Raw genomic sequence first — 20,053 nt, 5'->3', positions numbered from 1 at the left:
CGAGTGTTCGCTAATCCCCGCTCTCTCGCATGCGTCGCTGCCGCCGTGTTCACGCTGGCCGGCTGCGGCGAGTCCCCCGCTCCCGTTCCACCCGCCCCGGTGGTCTCGACGGCGGCCTTCGGCGGCACCGACCGCTCCTGGATCGAGATCAACATCGCGATGGACGAACAGCTGCTCCCGCTGCTCGGCCTGGTCCCCCGCGAGTCCGCGCTTCACAGCGTGTCTGAGCAGGTCAGAGCATTCACCGAGGCGGAGTTGTCCGTACTGCGGCAGCTGCACGCCGAGGCCGGGCTGCCCGCGGAGAACCCGCACAAGGGCATGCCGATGCCCGGCATGGTGGAGCCGTCGACCGTCGCCTCGGCCACCGCGCTGCGCGGCGAGAGGTTCGACGAACTGCTGCGCTCATGCCTGCGCGCACACCTGGAACAGAGCCGGAAACTGGCCGAAAGCGAGCAGGCCGCCGGGCTCGAACCGCGCACGACAGCCCTCGCCGCACGCATTTCCGAAACCCGGCGGACCACCCTTTCCGCGCTCTGAGAATTTCAGTTAAAAACTGTTATCAGGGAAGCTGATAGTTCTCGTTGAGGGCGGCGCCCCGCTCCGGTTTGTACTGGTCGAAGCCGCGCGGGTTGCACTGCAGGCCGCCGTTGATGCAGTGCCGCACCAGCGCCGCCAGGATCGGCGGCTCCCAGACGTTGTAGACGTCGTAGTGGAACGAGAACCCGCGCCCGCTGGCGAACCGCACGCCTGCCATGTTCCCGCTGACCGGCCAGGCCATCTTGAACTCGATCATCGGGACGGCCACCGGGTGCGAGACCGGGCAGACCCCGTTGACGGGGTACGCCATGTGGCTCTTGTGGTCCGGCGAGTCCAGGTGGAGGCCGTTCCAACAGCTCGGCGCCTGGTAGCGGACGTTCAGCTGGGTGCCGGCCGGGCAGTTCGCCGGGATGTCCCAGTTGAAGGCGCTGTTGCCGCACTCGAAGCCCTCGACCGCACCGGGCGCGTTGCGGAACTCGTCCTGCGTGGCGGTCGGGCTGCCCACCACGTAGCGCAGCCCCGGCGGGAACGGCCGGACACTGCGGTAGTCGATGACGCCGCTCTTGTAGTAGATGACCTGCGGGCCGTCCGGCTGCACCGCCTGGTCACCGTTGTAGAGCGTCGGCATCCAGTAGCCGGTCTTGTCCCCCGGCGTGACGCAGGACGTGCCGCCGGCCTGCAACGACGCCAGAGTCGAGCCCGCGTTCGTGGTCCGGTTGCCCATGAACGTGTGCGAGTGCGACGCGCCCGGCAGGTTGGGGAAGATGATCGGGTCGTCGTTGAGGTTGGTGCGGCTCACCGAGCAGTTCGCCTGGAACTCACGGTGGGTCACCGGCGGATTCGTGGCGGGCGGGGTCTCGGTGGACGGGACCACACCGGTGACCGGCGGATTCGCGTAGACGTACCCCGGTCCGTCGGTCGGCGGCGGGGTGACCGTCGACGTGCCGTAGACCTTGAACTCGAACAGTGAGTAGCCGTAGCCGGTGCCGCGCTGGGTGCCGTACATCCGCACGTACCGGCCGGAGCCGCTGACCGCGTGGGTCTCGGTGCCGCCGGCGCCGTTGCTCACCGACTTGATCGTGGTCCAGGCGTTGCCGTCCGGTGAGGTCTGGATCTGGTACGCCCTGGCGTACGCGGTCTCCCACTGCAACACGACCTGGGTGATCGTGGCGGTGGCGCCGAGGTCGACGCGCAGCCACTGCGGGTCGGCCCACTGGCTGCCCCAGCGGGTGTCGGTGCGGCCGTCGACGGCGGCGATGGCGGCGGACTCGCCGTTCTCCACCGACGAGGCCAGGGCGGGGCGACCCTGGGAGAGCAGGGTGTCCGCGGCGTGCGCGGACTGGTTACCGGCCACCACCAGCAGGCCGGCGGTGAGCAGGGCGGCGCCCAGTGGCGCCAGGATTCGTTGTCGCACGGTTGTCTCCACGGGGGTTGAGGACTGTCGGAGACTTGGAGAGCGCTTTCCAAGCGTGGGCTCCCGGCTCACGTACGTCAATGATTTGGGGTTCCGGAACCTGCTCCCACGCCCCTGTGGACAGAGACTCGGAAAGCGCTCTCCCTGTGCTATAACTTCGGGCATGCAAAGCCAGCGGCTGCCCACGCTCGAGGACGTGGCCCGGGTGGCCGGTGTCTCGCGCGCCACCGTGTCCCGTGTCATCAACGGCATCCGCAATGTCGACCCACTGCTGCACGAGCAGGTGTGGAGCGCCGTCGACCAGACCGGTTACGTGCCGAACCGGCTGGCCAGATCGCTGGTCACCCGGCGCACCGGCACCGTGGCCCTGGTCGTCTCCGACTCCGAGACCCACGACGACGACCCGTTCATGAGCCGGTTCTTCTCCGACCCCTACTTCGGGCGCGTCGTCGGCGGCCTGATGAGCGTGCTGCGCCCGGCCGGCATCCAACTGGCCCTCCAGATGGTCGGCGCCGACGGCCACCGCCGCCTGATCGGCGACCTGCGCAACGGCCAGGCCGACGGCGCCGTGGTCCTCTCCCTGCCGGCCCGCGACCCGCTGCCCGCGCTGCTCGCCGAGGCGGCGATCCCGGCCGTCCTGATCGGGCGACCCGCCCAGCCCGTCCCGATCAGCTACGTCGACCTGGACAACGAGGCCGGCGCCGCGCTGGCCGCCGCCCGCCTCGCCGCCCACGACCGCCGCCGGCCCGCCATCATCTCCGGCCCCGCCGACGTGCCGGCCAGCGTCGACCGGATCTCCGGTTTCCGCCGCGCCATGGCCCGCCACGGCCACCCCTGGGTGCCGCTGGAGTCCGGCAACTTCACCCAGGAGAGCGGCGAACAGGCCATGCGCGCCCTGCTGGCCGCCCATCCCGGGCTGGACGCGATCTTCGTGGCCAACGACCTGATGGCCCTCGGCGCCCTGCTGGTGCTGCGCGACGCCGGCCTCCGCGTGCCCCAGGACGTCGCCGTCGTCGGTTTCGACGACAGCAGCGCGGCCGTCGCGGCCCGGCCCGCCCTCACCACGGTCCGCCTTCCGCTGGAGGACATGGCCGCCGAGGCCGCCCGCCTCCTGCTGGCCCGCGTCGACGACCCGGGCGTCCGGGTCACCTCGGTGATCTACGAACCCACCCTGGTGGTCCGCGAGACGACCTGACCGGGCGGTAGAGATCATTCCTGGTCGAGGTCCGCGTGTCGCTCCTTTTGCGGTACGCGTGTCCTCGCCCCCGCCTTGTCAGGGCCGTCCCGTCCGGTCGGCGCGATCTCGCTGCCCGCTCCCGCCTTTGCCGCCCCCGCCGGGCGTAGATCGGTGCCCGGGCAGGCCGAGCCCGACCGCCACTTGCTCATTTGCCGCCGGTCACGGCCGGATCGCCACCCCGGCTTCGGTCACGCCGGGCGGGTGGTCGCGGTTGTGGTTCCGGGCACCGGGGTTGCCCGCGCTCGGCCGCTCGGTGCGGGTGTCGCACCTACACCAGGGTGGGCGCACACGAAGGCGGTGTCGTGGTCGCCGACATGGCATATAGACGCGGCGGCCGCCCACGTGGCGGCATTCGTGTGCGTTCACCCCCGTAAGCCGGGACGGCCGGAACTCCGCGTGAGCGAGGGACCCCGTTCACCGGCTCGTGTGGAGGATCGAGGTGGCGGACCAGAACTGATGTACCACACGCCTTCACGCCCTCACCATCACGGTCACGGTGAGTGACTTCGGCAGGCGCCCGTGGCGCGACCGGCACAAAGCGCTACCACACGCCCGGCCCGATCGGCGTGACGGTCGGGAGCAGCACCCCGGGTGCCTCGCGACCACCCACCCGGCGCAACCGGCGTGACGGCCAGGAGCAACCCCCGGATGCCTGGCAAGCACAACCCCGTAACCACCCCACCCGGAGCGAGCGGGGTGACGGCCAGGAGCAACTTCCGGAGGCCGGGCAAGTACCACCGCAACCACCCACCCGGGGCGAGCGGCAGCACATGCGGGGGTATCCCACCGATCTACGCCCGGCGGGGGCGGCAAAGGCGGGAGCGGGCAGCGAGAGGGGCCGAGCGGGCGAGACGGTCCTGATAGGAACGGAACGAGGAAACGCGTACCGGAAAAGAAGCTGGAAGCGAAACGCGGACCTCGACCACAAAGGTTGGGGCTGTTTCCCGTCACGGTCAGGACCCGCGACCGTCCGCCCGGGAAAGCCGCTCCCGCCCGGCAGCAACGTCGTGAAGATCGACTGCACCGGCACCGGAGGCTGATTCGGAGCCGCCACCCGGCCGGATGGGTGGGCGTCGGGAAGTTCACAGACGCCCATCCGTGGCCGGGTGGCGCCACGAATCCGGGCCGAGAACACCATCCTCGGCACGGAAGGAACCACCATGAGGGCCAACCCACCCCGGAGCGGGCGACGGCGTACCGTGGCCGCGCTCGGCCTCGGCGTGCTGCTCACCGGGTCGCTCTACGGTCTCGGGCCGTCCACCGCCACCGCGTCCAGCCACCGCGAGGCGCCGCTGATCGCGGCCGACCCGGCGGTCGACAACACCGACCTGTACGCCTTCGTCAGCCCCGAACGCCCCGGCTATGTCACGTTCATCGCCAACTGGCAGCCGTTCGAGGAGCCCAACGGCGGCCCCAACTTCTACCCGTTCGCCACCGACGCCACGTACCACATCAAGATTGACAACGACGGTGACGCGAAACCGGACGCCGAGTTCCGCTGGAAGTTCCGGAACGTCGACAAGCGCGGCAACAGCACCTTCCTCTACAACAACGGCCCGGTCACCTCGCTCGACGACGAGAACCTGCTGTTCCGGCAGACGTACTCGCTGGAGTCGAAATTCGACGGCGAGTCGTTCAAGACCAGGGTGCAGGACGCCCCGGTCGCGCCGTCGCGGGTCGGCGCGGCGTCCATGCCGGACTACGCGACGCTGCGCCAGCAGGCCACCCAGACCCTGCCCGGCGGGTGGAAGATCTTCGCCGGGCAGGCCGACGACCCGTTCTTCCTGGACCTTCAGGTCTTCGATCTCCTGTACGGCGGGGACCTGTCGGAGACCGGGCAGGACACCCTGGCCGGCTACAACGTGAACACGATCGCCCTCCAGGTGCCGTTCGAGGACGTGGCACTGGGCGGCGACGCCACCCGCAACCCGGTCGTCGGTGTCTGGACCACCACCGAACGCAACCGGGTCCGGATCGCCGGCGGCGGCTCGTCCGGCGACCGCGTGCAGGTGTCCCGGCTGGGGAATCCGCTGGTCAACGAGGTGGTCGTACCGGCCGGGCTGAAGGACACCTTCAACGCCACCCGGCCGGACCGCGACGCCCAGATCCCCGCGCTGGTGAACCGGGTCCTCAACCCGGAGGTGCCGAAACTGATCGAGGCGATCTACAAGATCCCGGCGCCGGCCACCCCGCGCAACGACCTCAGCGAGATCTTCCTGACCGGCATCACCACGAAGGCCGGTGGCCCGATCAAGGCCGATTTGAACTCGCAGCTCAACAACGCCGACGTGAAGGCGTCCCGGTTCACCCCGTCCGAACAACTGCGCCTCAACCTGACGGTGCCGGTCGCGGGCCAGCCGAACCGGCTCGGCGTACTCGCCGGCGACCTCCAGGGCTTCCCGAACGGGCGGCGGCTCACCGACGACGTCGTCGACATCGAACTCCAGGCCCTGGTGGGTGCGGCGCAGACCGGCAAACTGGTCGACGCGCTCGCGGCGGGGGACGCGGTGGACGCCAACGATCAGGATTTCACGGGCGAGTTTCCGTACGTGGCCCTGCCCAACGGGGTGTCCGTCAACAGCGCCGGCGGACAGCGGCCCGCGGCACGGCCCGGCAGCAGCGCCACACCGAACAGCCTCACCGGCGCGCTCACCTCGGACACCGCTCAGCCCGCGCCGGCCACCGTCCCGGTGTCGTACGCGGCCGGTGCCTCCGGGCTCGGCGTCCTCGTCGTCGCGGGTGGTCTGCTCTTCTTCCTCTGGCGGCGGCGCAGGCAGCGCACCTCCGCTGATCCTGATCAGACGCTCTCGCTCTGACCGGCGGGGCCGGGCGGGCGACGCCCGGCCCCGTAACCGCTTCCCGGGTCCGTTTCCGGTCAGCGTGTCCACCGCTTTCCGAGTCGGCCCACCCGGCCCGGCTCCCTTTCCCGGATCGGTTTCCCACCAGCGTTTCCACCGCCATCCGGGTCGGATCGACCTCCGGCCCGGCTCCCTCTGGAGAGATCATGCGACGTACGCTCGTCCGCCTCGGCCTCGCCGCAGCGCTCGCGGCCGCCCTGCTCGGCGTCGCGGCCCTGCTGACCTGGCCGCGTTCCACCACCCCGGCCGTACCGATCGCCGCCCGGCAGCCGGCCGACGTGCTCGTCCAGCGCATCGCCCGGACCCAGCAGCAGCTCCGTGACGTGCCGGGTGACTGGCCGACCTGGGCGGCGCTCGGCGCGGCCTACCTGGAGCGGGCGCGGGTGACCGCCGATCCCGCGTACTACCCGAAGGCCGAGCAGGCCGCCCGCCGGTCACTCGCGCTGCGGGCCGACGGCAACAGTGACGCGCTGGTGGTGCTCGGCGCGCTTGCCAACGCGCGGCACGACTTCCCGGCCGCCCGGGGCCACGCCGAGAAGGCGCTGACCGTCAACGATCACGACGCCGAGGCGTACGGGGTGCTCGCCGACGCGCTCACCCAGCTCGGCGACGCGGACGGCGCCACCCGCGCCGTCCAGCGGATGCTCGACCTGCGGCCGGGCCTGTCCGCGTACGCCCGCGCCTCCTACGACCTGGAGTTGCACGGCCGGGTGAGCGAGGCGGAGAGCCTGATGCGACAGGCTCTGGACAACGCCGTCGATCCGCACGACGTGGCGTTCTGCCGCGCCCAGCTCGGCGATCTGGCGTTCGGCCGCGGAGATCTGGCCACCGCCGAAACCGAGTACGGGATCGCGCTCTCCGCCGCTCCCGCCACCGGAACCGCCCGGCACGGCATGGCCCGGATCGCGGCCGCCCGCGGCGACCTCACCGGATATCCCGGCCTGCCGCCGTCGATGTCCTCCATGGTGGAGTACGCCCTGCTACTGAAGGCCGCCGACCGTGACGCGGAGGCGGGCACCCAACTGGATCTGGCCGCGGCGGCGGACCGGCTGTTCACCGCGAACGGCGGCACCGACCGGCTGGCCACCGCCGAACTCGCCCTGGCCCAGGGCCGCCCGGCCGACGCGGTGACCGCCGCGCGCGCCGAATGGGCGGTACGGCAGCACCCCGACGTGGCCGACACCCTGGCCTGGGCGCTGCACGCCACCGGCCGCAACGCCGAGGCCCTGCCCTACGCCCAGCGCGCCGTCGCCGGCGGGGCACGGCCGGCCGTCTACTCCTACCACCTGGGCATGATCCATCTCGGACTCGGGCAGCACGGCGCCGCGCGTACCGAATTGGAAAGCGCTCTTTCCACCAACCCGCACTTCTCCCCCATCGACGTCCCCGCCGCCCGCCGCGCCCTGGCCGGCCTGCCCGCCTCCGGAGGCCCCCGATGAGAACCCGTCTCGGCATGATCGCGGTGATCGCCGGGCTTCTCCTCTGGCCCGCACAGCCGGCCCAGGCGCACCCGGTCGACAGTTTCTCGGTCAACCAGTACGCGGGCCTCACCCTGTACCCCGGCCGCATCGACGTGACCGCCGCGGTGGACGTCGCCGAGATCCCGACCCTCCAGGAGAAACCACTGGTGGACGTGGACGGCGACGGTGTCCTGTCGCCCGCCGAGCGGACCGCCCACGCGGCCGCGGAGTGTCAGCGCCTGGCCGCGGGCCTCGCGGTGTCAGCGGGCGGCGAGCGCCTGGCATGGACCGTCGCCGATCCCCGGTACGAGGTGCAGCCCGGTTCCGGCGGCCTGTCCATCAGCCGCCTCGATTGCGCTTTGAGTGCCCCCGCCCGGCTGTCCGGCGCCACCACCGTCCAGATCGACAACGACTATCGTTCGGATCGGGTCGGATGGCGGGAGATCACCGCCAACGGCGCCGGGATCGCCCTCTCCGACTCCGCCCTGCCGGCCGAAAGCGTCACCGACGAGTTGCGCACCTATCCCGCCGACCTGCTCGCCTCACCGCCTGATGTCCGCTCCGCCACGATCGGGATCGGCGGCGCGATCAGCCACGGCAGCGCGACCAGCGGAGGCGGTGCGACCAGCGGCGGTGCGACCAGCGGCGGTGCGACCAGCGGCGGTGCGACCAGCGGCGGTGCGACCGGCTCAGCGGCCGTGACCGGCGACGCTCCGGACCTCACTGGCGGCCCGCGCTGGCTGGCCGCCGCACAGACCCGGGTCGAGACGGCCGTCGGCGGACAGCTCACCCCGCTGGTGGTCGGCCTCGCCTTCCTGCTGGCGCTGCTGCTCGGCGCCGGCCACGCGGTCCTGCCCGGCCACGGCAAAACGATCATGGCCGCCTACTTCGCGGGCCGTCAGGGCCGCGTCCGCGACGCACTCGTGGTCGGCGGCACGGTCACTTTCACCCACACCGGTACGGTCCTCGCGCTCGGCCTCCTCCTCAGCACCTCGACCGCCCTGGCCGGCGAACGGGCACTGAGCCTCCTCGGCATCGTGAGCGGCCTCCTGGTCGTAGCGGTAGGCGCGACGATGCTGATCTCCGCCCTGCGTTCCCGCAGCTCAGGAACCCACTCTCACGGTTGGCCCGGCCACAGCCACACTCACACTCACGGCGCGCACTCCCACACCTCCGGCCGGCCCGGACACACCCACTCCCACGGCCCGCACTCCACTACCCACCACCACGACCTCGACGATCACGGGCACGCCCAGTACCACGACGACGTTGATCCGAACGGGCATGATCACCCACACGCCCCTCACTCCTATGACGGGCAGGCAAAGCAGACCGAGCAGGCCAAGCAGATCGGTCAGTTCGGGAAGGCCGGGCAGCCGAAGCAGATCGAGCAGCGCAAGCAGACCGAGCAGACCGAGCAGGCCGAGCAGGCCGAGCACGCCGAGCACGCCGAGCACGCCGAGCACGCCGAGCACGCCGAGCACGCCGAGCAAAGCGGACAGAGCGGACAGGCCGAGCAGCGTGGACAGGCTGAGACGGGCGAGCAGCGCGCTCGGGCACCTCGACGTACGCGACGCTGGCTGGGCCTCGCCGGAATCGGCCTCGCCGGAGGCCTGGTGCCCAGCCCTTCAGCCCTGGTGGTCTTGCTCGGCGCGATCGGCCTCGGCCGCGCCGGCCTGGGCGTTGCGCTGGTCATCGCCTACGGCCTCGGCATGGCCGCCACCCTGACCGCGATCGGCCTTCTGCTGGTGGTAGCCCAGAACCGCCTCTCCCATCTGATCGCCAAGGGCGGCCGAGCCGCCCACCTGAGCAACCGCATGTCCCGGCTGAGCGCCGGCCTCTCCGCAACCGCCCCGACCGCCACCGCCGCCCTGGTCGTCATCGTCGGCCTGGGCATCGGCCTCCGAGCAGCGGCATGAGATCCCACCCGTCACGGTGATGGCGGGGTTCGCGCTGCTCGGGGCATTTCTGCTGCGGCTCGCGATGGTGCGGGTAGTGCTGCACGAGGACCACATCGCACTGGTGAATCCGCTGCGGACGCTCCGCTTCCACTGGCTCGACGTGGAGGACATCGACATCGTCTCCAGCGGCGGGTGGATCGTCCGGGTCCGGGCCGGTGGGGTGCCGCGCTGGGCGTGGGGGTGTCGCGTATCGGACGGTTCGGGCTGCCGTTCGCGAGCGTGCACGACGACCCGGCCCAGGACGCGCCGAGTTTCGTCCACGACGGCCATCGAGCGATGCGTACCGCCTGGCAGCGGGGAAACGTCGCCGATAACCCGCCGGTCCTCAGCGGTCGAGGCGTAGCGGCCCCCGCTCCCGACAGCAGGAAAGGCGTCTCAGCCGCCGGGGCAGGTTCGGCCGCCGCTCGTCGGGATGCAGACGGTCACCTCGGGGACGGGTTCGAGGGCGGGCGGGACGGTGCCGATCAGCGGGGCCGCGGACTGGGTCGCGGCTATGCCGTAGGCGGCCAGGAACAGCAGCATTCCGGCCAGGGCGCCGAGGAAGTGGGTGCGCCAGTAGCGGTCGCGGAGCATGACCGCCACGAGCAGACCCAGCACGGGTACGGCCACATTGAGCCCCAGCGCGGTGCCCAGGTAGCGGTCGGTGACGGTCGCGAAGTGTTCGGCTTCGGCGCGGGTGGCGAAGGTGGGCAGGGTGTACCGGCGGATCAGGCCGACTATCAGCAGGAACGGCACGCCGTAGAGCCAGCCGAAGAAGAGCGCGCCGAGGGTCGTACGTCTCATCGGGCGACCACCAGGACCAGACCGCCCAGCGCGCCCGCCACCGGGACCGCGACCACCGCGGTGAGGGTGCCCGCCAGCGGCGCCGAAGGCAGCCGCCGGGCGAACGGACCGGCCAGCACCAACACGATGAGGATCATCGCGAGGAGGACCGGGCTGGCCAGAGCCAGGCCGAGGACGGCGGCCTCGCCAGGGGTGAGGCACCAGGAGGTCGCGTCGTCGCACGTCTGCTCGCCCGCCGACTGCACCGCACCGGCGATCACCGCGGTCACCACCGTGACCAGCCAGCCGAGCCCGACCAGCGCGGTGGTCCGGTACGACGCCTCCCTCATCTGTCTCCCCGATCAGCACAGTCGATATGTCCGGCCGGGAGAGTAGTACCCGCGCGCCCGAGGACCGGTCCGAGCTGTACGTGCCTGGCGTGGTACCCGCGCGCCCGGGGACTGGCAGGGATCCGTCATGATGTCCGCAAGCGATCGGCGACCTGGGGGAACAGTGATGAGACGCGTCTGCGTGGCGGCCCTGCTCGCGCTCGCGATGGCCGGATGTGACAAGGCGGAGCCGGCGCCGACCGCGACCGCCGTGACCACCGTCGCCGCCTCGGAACCGGCGGCGACTACGGCGGCAACAACGACGGCGACGACGGCTCCGGTGGTTCTGGAGGACGGCCGGCACCCGGTCTACCTCACCAAGGTGGCCGCCGGAACGGTGACCTTCGACCTGATCGAGTTCCTGACCGGTGACAAGGCCAAGGCGCTCTGGAAGAAGGAGCATCCGGAGAACCCGGACGGGCCGCCCAACGACTACATCATCGTCAATGAGAACCCGAAGCTGCGGACGCTGCCGGTCGCCGCGGACGCCGACTGCGAGGCGCTCGAGACGCTCGGTGGCGTCGACATGACGACGGTCCCCTGCAAGGACCTGGCGGCCTTCCTGAAGAAGCAGAACGAGGGGCTCGACGTCACCCCGCCGCACATCGCGGTGCTGCCGTTCTGGCTGACGGTCGAGGACGGGACGGTCGTGCGGTTCGAGGAGCAGTTCCTGCCCTGACACACCGATGGCGGGGGTGCTGAGCGGTTTCACCACGATCTGGGCGCTCGCGGCGCTCGGCTACGTGCTGGCCAGACGCCGGCTCCTGGGTGAGCACGCGCCACGGGTGCTGGGACAGCTGGTGTTCTCGGTGGCGGGTCCGGCGCTGCTGTTCACGACACTGAGCCGTACCTCGCTGGACCGGATCGTGACCGGGGCGTCACTGGCGTTCGTGGCGTCGACGATCGTGGTGGCGGTCCTGTACGCGCTGGTCGCCCGGCTGGTCTGGAGGCGGGACGCGCGGACCGTCACGATCGGCACGCTCGGCGCGTCGTATGTGAACGCCGGCAACATGGGCCTGGCGATCGCGGCCTATGTGCTCGGTGACGTGTCGCTGGTCGTACCGGTGCTGCTCTTTCAGCTCTTGATTTTCGGCCCGATCGCGCTGGCCGTGCTGGATCTGGCCAGTGGGCAGGGGCGCCCGTCGGCGGCCCGGCTGGCGCTGCTCCCGGTCCGGAACCCGTTGATGATCGCGTCGGCCGCCGGGATCCTGGTGGCGGCGACCGGCTGGCATCCGCCGGATCTGCTGCTGGAGCCGTTCGAGCTGGTCGGGGCGGCGGCGGTGCCTGCCGCGCTGCTGGCGTTCGGGATGTCGTTGCCGGGAGCGCGACCGTTGCGCGGCGGCCCGGATGCGCCGGAGCGGTATCTCGCGGTGACGTTGAAGGTGGTGGTGCAGCCGCTTCTGGCGTACCTCATCGGGCGTCTTGTCCTTGATCTGCCGGACCACCAGGTTTTCGCCGCGGTGATCACGGCGGCGCTGCCGACCGCGCAGAACGTGTTCGTGTTCGCGTTGCGTTACCGGACGGCCGAGTCGCTGGCGCGGGACGTGGTGATGCTGTCCACGCTGGTGTCGGCGCTGGTCATGGTCCTGGCGGCGGTCTTCCTGGTTTAGACATCATTCGGCGCAGAGGGCCGAACCGGTATGCCGCACTCATGGATGATCGTCGATAGAAAGGAGGGGTCCCGTTCCCCATCCCCGGAGGTAGCCATGCTGCTCCGCAGAATAGCCGCGGCCCTGGTCGCGGTCCTCGCCATCGGCGGTTTCCAGGCGGTCACCGCCGCGCCCGCCGCCGCCGCGCCGCGAACCCTCTACTACGACGCGAGCCAGGCCCAGGAGTTCAAGTCCGTCGTCGATCAGGGCGCCCAGATCTGGAACAGCCGGGTGACGAACGTGCGCCTGCTGCCGGTCCCGGCCGGATCAACCCCCAACATCCGGGTGTACGCCGACAACGGCTGGCCGCGCGCACAGACCACGTCCCTGGGCAACGGCCGCTGGTACATGGGCCGGCAGGCGGTCAACCAGGGCTACTACCAGCCGCGGATCGCCGCTCACGAGTTCGGGCACCTGCTCGGGCTGCCGGACCGGCGCACCGGTCTGTGCACCGACCTGATGTCCGGCAGCAGCGCGCCGGTGAGCTGCACCAACGCGTACCCGAGCGCCACTGAGGCCAGCACCGTGAACCGCAACTTCGCGACCACGGCGAGCGTGCCGGCCGGAACCTTCATCTGGTCGTAGCGAATTTCTCACCGTTCCGATGTGAGGAATGCACGGAAATCCGGTGAGGACGGTGACTGCAGCGGTTCTCCGCCGCGCCGAACACTCGGTGCATGCTGAAAACCCTGCTGGCCGCCGTCCTCGCCGTCACTCCGATGGCACTGCCGCCGCCCACCGGCGCGGCCCTGATCGGCACCGTCTCGGTGCACCTGGTCGACCGGTCCCGGCCCGATCCGTGGGTGGCAGGCGAACCGGCCCGTGAACTGATGGCGCAGATCTGGTACCCGGCCCGGTCGGTCCGGGGTCACCGGCGCGCCGACTGGGTCTCCCCCGGTGTGGCGGCCCGGATCAACCCGCCGGACAGCGGGTACGCGCTTCCGGTCACCCACGGATACGTCGGCGCGCCGCCCGCCCGGGGCTGGCATCCGGTGATCCTCTACTCGCCCGGCCTCGGGATGGAGCGCACCGCCGGGACCGCGCTGGTCGAGGACCTCGTCAGCCACGGCTACGTGGTGGTCACGATCGACCACACGCACGACGCGAACCTCGTCGAGTTCCCGGACGGCCGGCTCGCCGAGGCGGCGATCCCGCCGCCGGCCTCACCCGAGGAGGAGAGGGCTCTCCTCGACAAGATTCTGGGTGTACGGGTGGCGGACACCCGTTTCGTGCTGGATGAACTGCGCGGTCTGCCGCTGGCGAAGGCGATGGACCTGTCCCGGGTCGGCATGTTCGGCCACTCCATGGGCGGTGCGGCCACGGCCCAGACGATGGCGGCCGACCGGCGGGTGCGGGCCGGCATCAATCTGGACGGCACCTTCCTGGGCCCGGTCGAGGAGACCGGCCTGGACCGGCCGTTCCTGATGTTGGGCTCGGACACGCACGGCGACGAGCAGGACGAAACCTGGGTCCGGATGTGGGACCGGCTGCGCGGCGCCCGTTACTGGCTGGAGCTGGAGGGCTCGGCGCACCTGTCGTTCAGCGACTTCCAGGTGCTGCTGCACCAGGCGGGACTGCCGGCCGAGCAGACCGAGCCGATGATCGGCGCCATCGACGGCGAGCGGTCGGTGGCCGTCCAGCGGGCGTACGTGCGGGCGTTCTTCGACCGGCATCTGCGGCACCGCGACGGGCGGCTGCTGGACCGGCCGTCGCCACGCTACCCGGAGATCAACCATCTGCCCTGATCAGGTGGGGTGCCGCCGGACCGGCGGCACCCCCGCGAACTACCTGGTGAACCTCGAGCAGGCCACCGAGCCGGCGCTGGAGGCGCGCAGCGACACCCGCAGGCGGCAGCCCTGGCGCTCGCCGCGCCGGGGCTGCCGCTCCCGGTACTGTCAGCAGTAGAGGTTGGCCCCCGGGCTCACGCCCAGGATCGCGCTGAACCGCTGGTAGGCGTCCACCCGGCTCTGCACCTGCGCCGGATTGCCGCCGTTGCACTCGAGCGACCCGTTGATGCTGCGGATCGTCTCCCCGAAGCCCCGGCTGTTGACCATGGCGTCGTGCGGGGTCATGGTGCCCGGACCGCGCTGGGTCATCCAGTACCAGACGGCCGTCTGGTAGGCGACCGACGACTCGTTCTTGACCCGGTCCGGGTTGTTCAGCAGGTCGATGCCGAGCGCGTCACCGGCCGCCTTGTAGTTGAAGTTCCAGCTCAGCTGGATCGGGCCACGGCCGTGGTAGGCATTTTGCCCGGCCGGGCACCCGTACGGCTGGCTGCGGTCGCAGTAGAGCGGCCAGTTCGCCTGGTTGATCTCCTCGACGTAGACCAGGCCGCCGGACTCGTGGTTGATGTTGGCGAGGAAGGCCGCGGCCTCCTGCTTCTTGACGGTGTCGCTGCCGGTGGTGGTGAACGCCGGGTACTTCTTGACGGCGTCGATCAGGCCGGCGTACGAGTAGAACGCGATCCGGCTCGGGAACATCTGGTTGAACTGGGCCTCACTGACCGGGAAGCTTCCGGACCCGCCGCCGGGCGGCGGGGTGGTTCCGCCACCGGAGCAGGTGTACGGCGACCAGTACCAGGTGCTGATGACCGGGTCGTAGCCGGGGTTGTCGTGCGACGCCTGGTAGTACTGCCCGTTGGTGTAGCGGACGATCGACCCGGCCGCATAGAACTGGCCGGCCACCCAGTTCGGGTGGTTGCAGGTGCCGGTGGTCGGGGTGGTGCCGCCGCCACCGCAGGCGCCGTTGTCGGCCCACACCCCGGAGCCGCCGGTGCTGGGGGTCTCGCCCTGGGTCCACCACTTGGCGGTCCAGTTGCGACCGTTGTGGGACGCCCGCATCCCGCCGGTGTAGACGGCCGAGTTGCTGTACGCAGCCACGCACGCCTCGGCCGCACTCGACGCGGTCATTGGCAGGATCGCTGCGGCGGCGCCGGCCACGGCCACGCTGACCGCCGCCAGGATCGACAGGAGCCGTTTTCTGGGCATGGTTCACCTTCCGTACATCAATGGATGTACTGGTGCGAGGGGGATATCGGGTACATCGACTTAACTAGATGCAGGACCCCCGGTCAAGATATCTGTTAAGAAAGTTCAGGATTTGTTTCGGTGGGGCGGGAAACGGCTCAGGGTCGGGGCGCGGTACGCGTCCAGGCCCGCTCGCCGCGCCGGCTGGTCGCGGCCACACAGCGCGGGCAGATGTAGCGGACCTCGTCCTCGGCGGTGACCACGTCGGTGGCCCGGAAGTCGAACCGCACATGCGGGAACCGCCTCAGCCGGGTCCGGCTCAGGGCCGGCCCGCACAGCGTCTGGTTCGCCCCCGGCGTCCAGGCGTGCACCTCCCCGCCGGACATGTCAGCAGGCAACCATCCCGTTCGGTACGGCGTCGAAGGCGCGTGGACGTACTGATGCTGGTGGTAGTGGGTTTGCTCGGGTATCTCACCGGACGGCGTTTTCCGCATCCGGGTGCGTGGATCGGCCGCTGGCGTGAATTGGTGGTTCGGCTACCGGGGCGCCGATGGTCGCGGCCGCTGCAAGTGGTGGGTGCGCTCCTCGCCACGGCGCCGGTGTGGCCGGTCGTCCAGCCGGGGGATCCGATCGCGGACGAGATGCTGGAACCGGCCGAGGTCGCCGGGCTCGTGCCTCTCGTGCTGGTGTTCCCGGTCGCCTGGGCGCTGCTGGGCCGGTCCCGGCCGTACGCCTGGCGGGTCGGCGCCGGGCTGGCCGTCTGGGTCGCCGCGTGGTCGCTGTGGACCGTCACGTTCGGCACCTGGAGCACCCCGCCGACCGTCGACGACGGTCTGCGCTGGCACCTGATCGGGGCCGCTCTCGTCGTCGCGGTCGGCGCGCGGGTGCGAAAGCCGTTGACCGGGCGCTGGATGGCCGGCGCGGCCATCACGACGATCGGATTCGCCGCCATCGTCGCGACACCGGTCGTCGGCGATCCGCCGGTGCCGCCGCGCGACGCGATTCCGCTTCCGGCCACGATGACCGTGCTCCGCGAGGAGACCGGGTGCGGCGTGAATTCCTGCTACCGCCGGTTCACGGTCACCGACCTCGGCGCGGCGGACGAGGCCGCGCTGGCCCCGCGGGTCGGCTGCCGCCGGACCGGCTGGCTCAACCCGTACGAACTGTGCCTCGACCTGCGGCACGACGAGCCGGCGCCGGCCGTGGAACTCCAGGTCACGTACTACAACGGGCGGGACCGGGTGGTCTTCTGAACGTGGTTACCGGAGACCGGGGCATCGCGTCCGGGGGCGGGCATACCGCTGCCGGATCTCAAGCCCCGGTCGCCCGGTCCGGAGCGCGGCATGAGATCCCGGACCAATGCCGGCGAGTTGCGCCCGGGGAGGCCGGATGCGGAGGGGCGCTAGCATCGGGCCACATGATCGTTTGGATCAATGGGACCCACGGGGCCGGTAAGACGACGACCAGTGCGCTCGTGCGGGCGCTCATCCCGGATTCACGGGTGCTCGACGCCGAGAAGGTCGGCGAGACGCTGATGGACATCACGCCGGGGCTGCCGGAGACCGGCAACTTCCAGCACTGGCCGCCGTGGCGGCAACTCGTCGTCGAGACGGCCCGGCGGGTGCTCGACTACACCGGCGGTACCCTGGTGATGCCGATGACCGTCCTGGTCGAGCCGTACTGGCGGGAGATCAGCGCGGGCCTCGCCGCACACGCCATCGAAGTGCGGCACTTCGTCCTGCACGCCGACCAGGACACTCTTCGCGGCCGGATCGCGGCGGCCTCCCCGATTCCGTCACCGTTCCGGCTCCAATACCTCGAGCCGTACGCCGAGGCGGCCCGCACCTGGCTGCACGCCGAAGCCGAGGTCGTCGACACCACGCACCGGACGCCGGCCGAGGTCGCCCGGTGGATCGCCGACGCCGTGACTCATCCGGTCCCGGCGCCGACCAGTGTCCCGATACCGTAGGTGACCGCCATTCCCGCCGCGCCGCCCAGCACCAGCCGCAGCACCGCCCGCCGCGGCCGGGCGCCGCCGAGCCGTGCGCTCAGGTAGCCGGTGCCGGCGAGCGCGGCGAGCACCACCACGAACGCGACCACGATCCGGGCGCCCGGCGGCGGCAGCAGGATCGCCGCGAGCGGCAGCAGCGAGCCGGTCGTGAACGCGACGGCCGACGCGACGGCGGCCTGCCACGGGTTGGTCAGCTCGTCCGGATCCAGGCGCAACTCGACGTCGGCGTGCGCGGCGAACGCGTCCCGGTCGGTCAGTTCCCGGGCCACCTGCCGGGCGGTCGCCTCCCTGAGCCCTTTGGCCTCGTAGAGCGCGACCAGTTCCTCGAACTCCTGCTCCGGGAACTCGGCCAGCTCGCCGCGTTCCTTCTCCAGCAGCGCCTTCTCGGTGTCCCGCTGGCTGCTGACCGAGACGTACTCCCCCAGCGCCATCGAGACGGCGCCGGCCACCAGCCCGGCGACACCGGCGGTGGCGATCGCCCCGGTGGAGGTGGTCGCTCCCGCCACACCGACCACCAGACCTGCGGTCGACACGATGCCGTCGTTGGCGCCGAGCACACCGGCGCGAAGCCAGTTGAGCCGGCCAGCGAGGGCGGCGTCGTGCGGCTCGCCCGGATGCGGGTCCATGGTCATGGGTTTCAGGACGCGGCCGGCTCGACCGGGCGAATTCCCGCGGCGAACAGGAAGGCCTCCAGCGCGTCGATCCTGCCATCTCCGACGAACGCGAGGCCGAAAACCCGACTCTCCATCTTGGCGCTCCCTTCAAACCAACATCATCTGGTACGGGCGGCGCCGTCGCCAATCCCGGCGGCCCCAGCCCAGGAACCGCTCGACCGACACGCTCGGCGCCCCCACCGCGTACTCCAGCCCGGTCCACAGTCGAACGTTCTGGCCAGGACCAGATCCCGGGGTGCTCGCCGACAGACACTCCCGCGCCGGATCACACGCCCTCTGCCAGGCAGTCGCAGGTCACCGGTGCGCCCCGCCGCTCCCCCGCGTCATCAGAACCCCGGGCGCCGGGATACGCCGGTACCGGCGTCTCGATGAGGCCGCAATCCGGTGGCGGGTGGGAATCCGGTCAATCACCAGGAGAAGCTAACGCACCTGGTCAGGATGCCGCAGAGGCGAAAGTCACGCTTCGGGTCATCCCGTGCGCCAACGGATGCCGGGTTCGTTCCACGTCCTCGAATTCCAGAATCCCGATCCGCCGCTCGTATACATGGAGAACGTCGGCGGTGTCCTCTTCGCAGAAACCGATTCGGAGATCACCTGCTTCCCAACGCCTCGACGCCGCGGCCTGACCGCGCAGATGATTGAGCAGACGGCTCGGCCCGGCTGAGGAACGAGCGCACCCGGCGCACGCTGGAAGGAGAGCGGCCGAAGTGGTGCGAACGGCGCCTGCATACTCACCGAGGAAAGCGTCGCCGTGCGGACACCAAGGCCCGCGGCAAGCCGCCCCACCTCCACACCTACGCTGCTGAGCGGACCGCATTCATCGACGGCGCCGGACACGGGGAGTTGGACCTCACTTGAGGTCGAACCGCATCCGGGGCAGTACGCGGCCGGGGATGGACGTCGACGGAGTCGTGCCCACGGTCGTCGCGCCCATCTCGAGGTAGAAGCCTTCGGCATGCGGTTCCGCGTCGATCAGGATCGTCGTGAAGCCGAGTTCCCGCGCTACCCCCATGGCGTGCTGCCACAGACCCCGGCCGATGCCGCGCCGCAGGTGTTCCGGGTCGATCCAGAGATTGCCCAGTTCACCCTCGGGCGGCTGGCCGTCCAGCGTATAGAAGCCGGCGATCCGGCCATCAATCTCCACAACCGAGGTACGGCGAGAGGTCACCTCCCCCGGCAACAACGTCAGCTCGGCGCGGCATGCCTCCAGAAACGGCTCGTCGTACCCCCAATACGCCTTCGACCTGAGAGCGAGCTCGCTCAGAGCACCAGCCTCCTCAACCCGCGCCAGTCGCATCAAGATCCGCCCCACCCTTCCGTTCCCCACACACCCACCCACGCACTCCCACACCCACCGCAGCCACCGCAGCCACCACACCCCACGGCACCCACCGCGGCCACCGCGGCCACCCCGGCCACCGCGGCCACCGCGGCCACCCAGGACGATCATGGGCGATTGACCACCGCCCGCGCAGTAGGAGGACGCCCAAGATCCGAAGAAGAAAGGCCGCACAGCTATCACCCCACCGGCCTTGGGCGATTGACCACCGCTCGCGGTGGGAGGACGCCCAAGATCCGAGGGGGAAGGACCGCACCACCCATCACCCCGTCGACCTTGGACGATCGGCCACCACTCACGGCAGTAAAGTGTCCAAGATCTGGACGGCGAGGCCGCACCGCCCACCCCAGGCCGACCTTGAACGACCGACAACCGCCCGCGGTACAAAACCGCCCAAGATCGGAGCTGGGAGACCACACCACCCATCCCCCACCAGTTTCAAACGACTGGCCACCGCAGCGGCGGGGGAACGTCCAAGATCTGGACAGGGGAAGGACGCACCGCCCAACTTCCGCCGACCGGAAGGGGACACAGGACCCGGCGGGCCTGTCCGTTTCGGGTAGCTATGCCCCATAGTCGATCTTGTCCCGGCTGGCTCTGGGTGCTATCTCGGAGCGCTCGAGACAGCACTCGCGACCAGCCGGAACCGACCGGCCGGCGCTGAGGGCTGCCTCAACGGTGCCGAGACAGCTGACGACCAGCTGGACAAGATCAGCCGCTATCCGGACAGTCCCGGCCCGGCTCCGGGTGTGCCCACCGTCCGGCCGACCATGCACTGTCGATCTTGTTCGGCTGG

General features: G+C 70.7%; 21 protein-coding genes. 14 read left to right on the top strand and 7 right to left on the bottom strand.

Annotated features, from left to right (window positions below):
• Positions 1–45 precede the first annotated feature (45 nt).
• Complete coding sequence (locus IEZ13_RS09575) at positions 46–537, top strand: DUF305 domain-containing protein (protein ID WP_183220397.1); 492 nt, start codon at positions 46–48, stop codon at positions 535–537.
• Positions 538–559: 22 nt separating this feature from the next.
• Here the strand turns inward: IEZ13_RS09575 and IEZ13_RS09570 are convergent, their stop codons facing one another.
• The gene (locus IEZ13_RS09570) at positions 560–1,951 is read right to left on the bottom strand and encodes a DUF1996 domain-containing protein (protein WP_183220395.1); all 1,392 of its coding nucleotides are present in this window, start codon (positions 1,949–1,951) and stop codon (positions 560–562) included.
• A gap of 163 nt (positions 1,952–2,114) precedes the next feature.
• Here IEZ13_RS09570 and IEZ13_RS09565 point away from each other — a divergent pair, with 163 nt between their 5' ends.
• From IEZ13_RS09565 to IEZ13_RS47840, 5 genes are all read left to right on the top strand, one after another.
• Positions 2,115–3,146: a LacI family DNA-binding transcriptional regulator gene (locus IEZ13_RS09565; protein WP_183220393.1), complete on the top strand. Its 1,032-nt coding sequence runs from the start codon at positions 2,115–2,117 to the stop codon at positions 3,144–3,146.
• A gap of 1,202 nt (positions 3,147–4,348) precedes the next feature.
• A complete protein-coding gene (locus tag IEZ13_RS09560) occupies positions 4,349–6,004 on the top strand; it encodes a DUF4331 domain-containing protein (protein WP_183220392.1) in 1,656 nt (551 codons plus the stop codon).
• Between the two features lie 188 nt (positions 6,005–6,192).
• Positions 6,193–7,485, top strand: coding sequence for a tetratricopeptide repeat protein (locus IEZ13_RS09555; RefSeq protein ID WP_183220391.1), 1,293 nt, complete (start codon positions 6,193–6,195; stop codon positions 7,483–7,485).
• On the top strand, positions 7,482–9,425 hold the full coding sequence (locus IEZ13_RS09550) for a hypothetical protein (RefSeq protein ID WP_203833743.1): 1,944 nt from the start codon (positions 7,482–7,484) through the stop codon (positions 9,423–9,425). Before IEZ13_RS09555 ends, IEZ13_RS09550 begins: the two co-directional genes overlap by 4 nt.
• Positions 9,426–9,444: 19 nt before the next feature.
• Positions 9,445–9,810: a PH domain-containing protein gene (locus tag IEZ13_RS47840; RefSeq protein WP_183220390.1), complete on the top strand. Its 366-nt coding sequence runs from the start codon at positions 9,445–9,447 to the stop codon at positions 9,808–9,810.
• Between the two features lie 32 nt (positions 9,811–9,842).
• Here IEZ13_RS47840 and IEZ13_RS09540 read toward each other — a convergent pair whose 3' ends face one another.
• Positions 9,843–10,250 (bottom strand): hypothetical protein, encoded by a 408-nt coding sequence (locus tag IEZ13_RS09540; protein WP_183220389.1) that lies wholly within the window; start codon positions 10,248–10,250, stop codon positions 9,843–9,845.
• The gene (locus tag IEZ13_RS09535; RefSeq protein ID WP_183220388.1) at positions 10,247–10,579 is read right to left on the bottom strand and encodes a hypothetical protein; all 333 of its coding nucleotides are present in this window, start codon (positions 10,577–10,579) and stop codon (positions 10,247–10,249) included. The genes IEZ13_RS09540 and IEZ13_RS09535 overlap by 4 nt, the downstream gene beginning before the upstream one ends.
• Positions 10,580–10,745: 166 nt before the next feature.
• On the opposite strand from IEZ13_RS09535, the gene IEZ13_RS09530 reads away from it, so the two are divergent.
• The 5 genes from IEZ13_RS09530 (at position 10,746) to IEZ13_RS09510 (ending at position 14,172) form a co-directional block, all read left to right on the top strand.
• Positions 10,746–11,297, top strand: a complete 552-nt coding sequence (locus tag IEZ13_RS09530) for a hypothetical protein (protein WP_183220387.1) — start codon at positions 10,746–10,748, stop codon at positions 11,295–11,297.
• Positions 11,298–11,304: 7 nt separating this feature from the next.
• Positions 11,305–12,228, top strand: a complete 924-nt coding sequence (locus IEZ13_RS09525; protein WP_183220386.1) for an AEC family transporter — start codon at positions 11,305–11,307, stop codon at positions 12,226–12,228.
• Between the two features lie 96 nt (positions 12,229–12,324).
• Positions 12,325–12,852: a snapalysin family zinc-dependent metalloprotease gene (locus IEZ13_RS09520; protein WP_183220385.1), complete on the top strand. Its 528-nt coding sequence runs from the start codon at positions 12,325–12,327 to the stop codon at positions 12,850–12,852.
• A 92-nt stretch (positions 12,853–12,944) separates the two neighbouring features.
• On the top strand, positions 12,945–14,012 hold the full coding sequence (locus tag IEZ13_RS09515; RefSeq protein ID WP_183220384.1) for an alpha/beta hydrolase family protein: 1,068 nt from the start codon (positions 12,945–12,947) through the stop codon (positions 14,010–14,012).
• Between the two features lie 4 nt (positions 14,013–14,016).
• Positions 14,017–14,172 carry a hypothetical protein gene (locus tag IEZ13_RS09510; protein ID WP_183220383.1) on the top strand — a complete coding sequence of 52 codons (156 nt, stop codon included), beginning with the start codon at positions 14,017–14,019 and terminating at the stop codon, positions 14,170–14,172.
• On the opposite strand, the gene IEZ13_RS09505 is transcribed toward IEZ13_RS09510, so the two are convergent.
• Positions 14,163–15,254, bottom strand: coding sequence for a glycoside hydrolase family 19 protein (locus IEZ13_RS09505; protein WP_183220382.1), 1,092 nt, complete (start codon positions 15,252–15,254; stop codon positions 14,163–14,165). The genes IEZ13_RS09510 and IEZ13_RS09505 overlap by 10 nt on opposite strands.
• A 137-nt stretch (positions 15,255–15,391) precedes the next feature.
• Positions 15,392–15,619 carry a hypothetical protein gene (locus IEZ13_RS09500; RefSeq protein WP_229794578.1) on the bottom strand — a complete coding sequence of 76 codons (228 nt, stop codon included), beginning with the start codon at positions 15,617–15,619 and terminating at the stop codon, positions 15,392–15,394.
• 186 nt (positions 15,620–15,805) lie between these two features.
• On the opposite strand from IEZ13_RS09500, the gene IEZ13_RS09495 reads away from it, so the two are divergent.
• Together IEZ13_RS09495 and IEZ13_RS09490 are read left to right on the top strand one after the other, a co-directional pair.
• On the top strand, positions 15,806–16,486 hold the full coding sequence (locus IEZ13_RS09495; protein ID WP_183220381.1) for a hypothetical protein: 681 nt from the start codon (positions 15,806–15,808) through the stop codon (positions 16,484–16,486).
• 164 nt (positions 16,487–16,650) lie between these two features.
• Positions 16,651–17,202, top strand: coding sequence for an AAA family ATPase (locus IEZ13_RS09490; RefSeq protein ID WP_183220380.1), 552 nt, complete (start codon positions 16,651–16,653; stop codon positions 17,200–17,202).
• Here IEZ13_RS09490 and IEZ13_RS09485 read toward each other — a convergent pair.
• Positions 17,163–17,876, bottom strand: coding sequence for a VIT1/CCC1 transporter family protein (locus IEZ13_RS09485; RefSeq protein WP_183220379.1), 714 nt, complete (start codon positions 17,874–17,876; stop codon positions 17,163–17,165). The two genes, IEZ13_RS09490 and IEZ13_RS09485, sit on opposite strands and share 40 nt — an antisense overlap.
• Positions 17,877–18,393: 517 nt before the next feature.
• Between IEZ13_RS09485 and IEZ13_RS09480 the strand changes: the two genes are divergently transcribed.
• Positions 18,394–18,582, top strand: coding sequence for a hypothetical protein (locus tag IEZ13_RS09480; RefSeq protein WP_183220378.1), 189 nt, complete (start codon positions 18,394–18,396; stop codon positions 18,580–18,582).
• Between the two features lie 186 nt (positions 18,583–18,768).
• On the opposite strand, the gene IEZ13_RS09475 is transcribed toward IEZ13_RS09480, so the two are convergent.
• The gene (locus IEZ13_RS09475; RefSeq protein WP_183220375.1) at positions 18,769–19,215 is read right to left on the bottom strand and encodes a GNAT family N-acetyltransferase; all 447 of its coding nucleotides are present in this window, start codon (positions 19,213–19,215) and stop codon (positions 18,769–18,771) included.
• Between the last annotated feature and the right edge of the window lie 838 nt (positions 19,216–20,053).

Origin of the sequence: Actinoplanes campanulatus, assembly GCF_014647795.1 — a bacterium.
GTDB classification, from domain to species: Bacteria; Actinomycetota; Actinomycetes; order Mycobacteriales; family Micromonosporaceae; genus Actinoplanes; species Actinoplanes campanulatus.
This window is presented reverse-complemented; position numbering and strand designations above follow the sequence as displayed.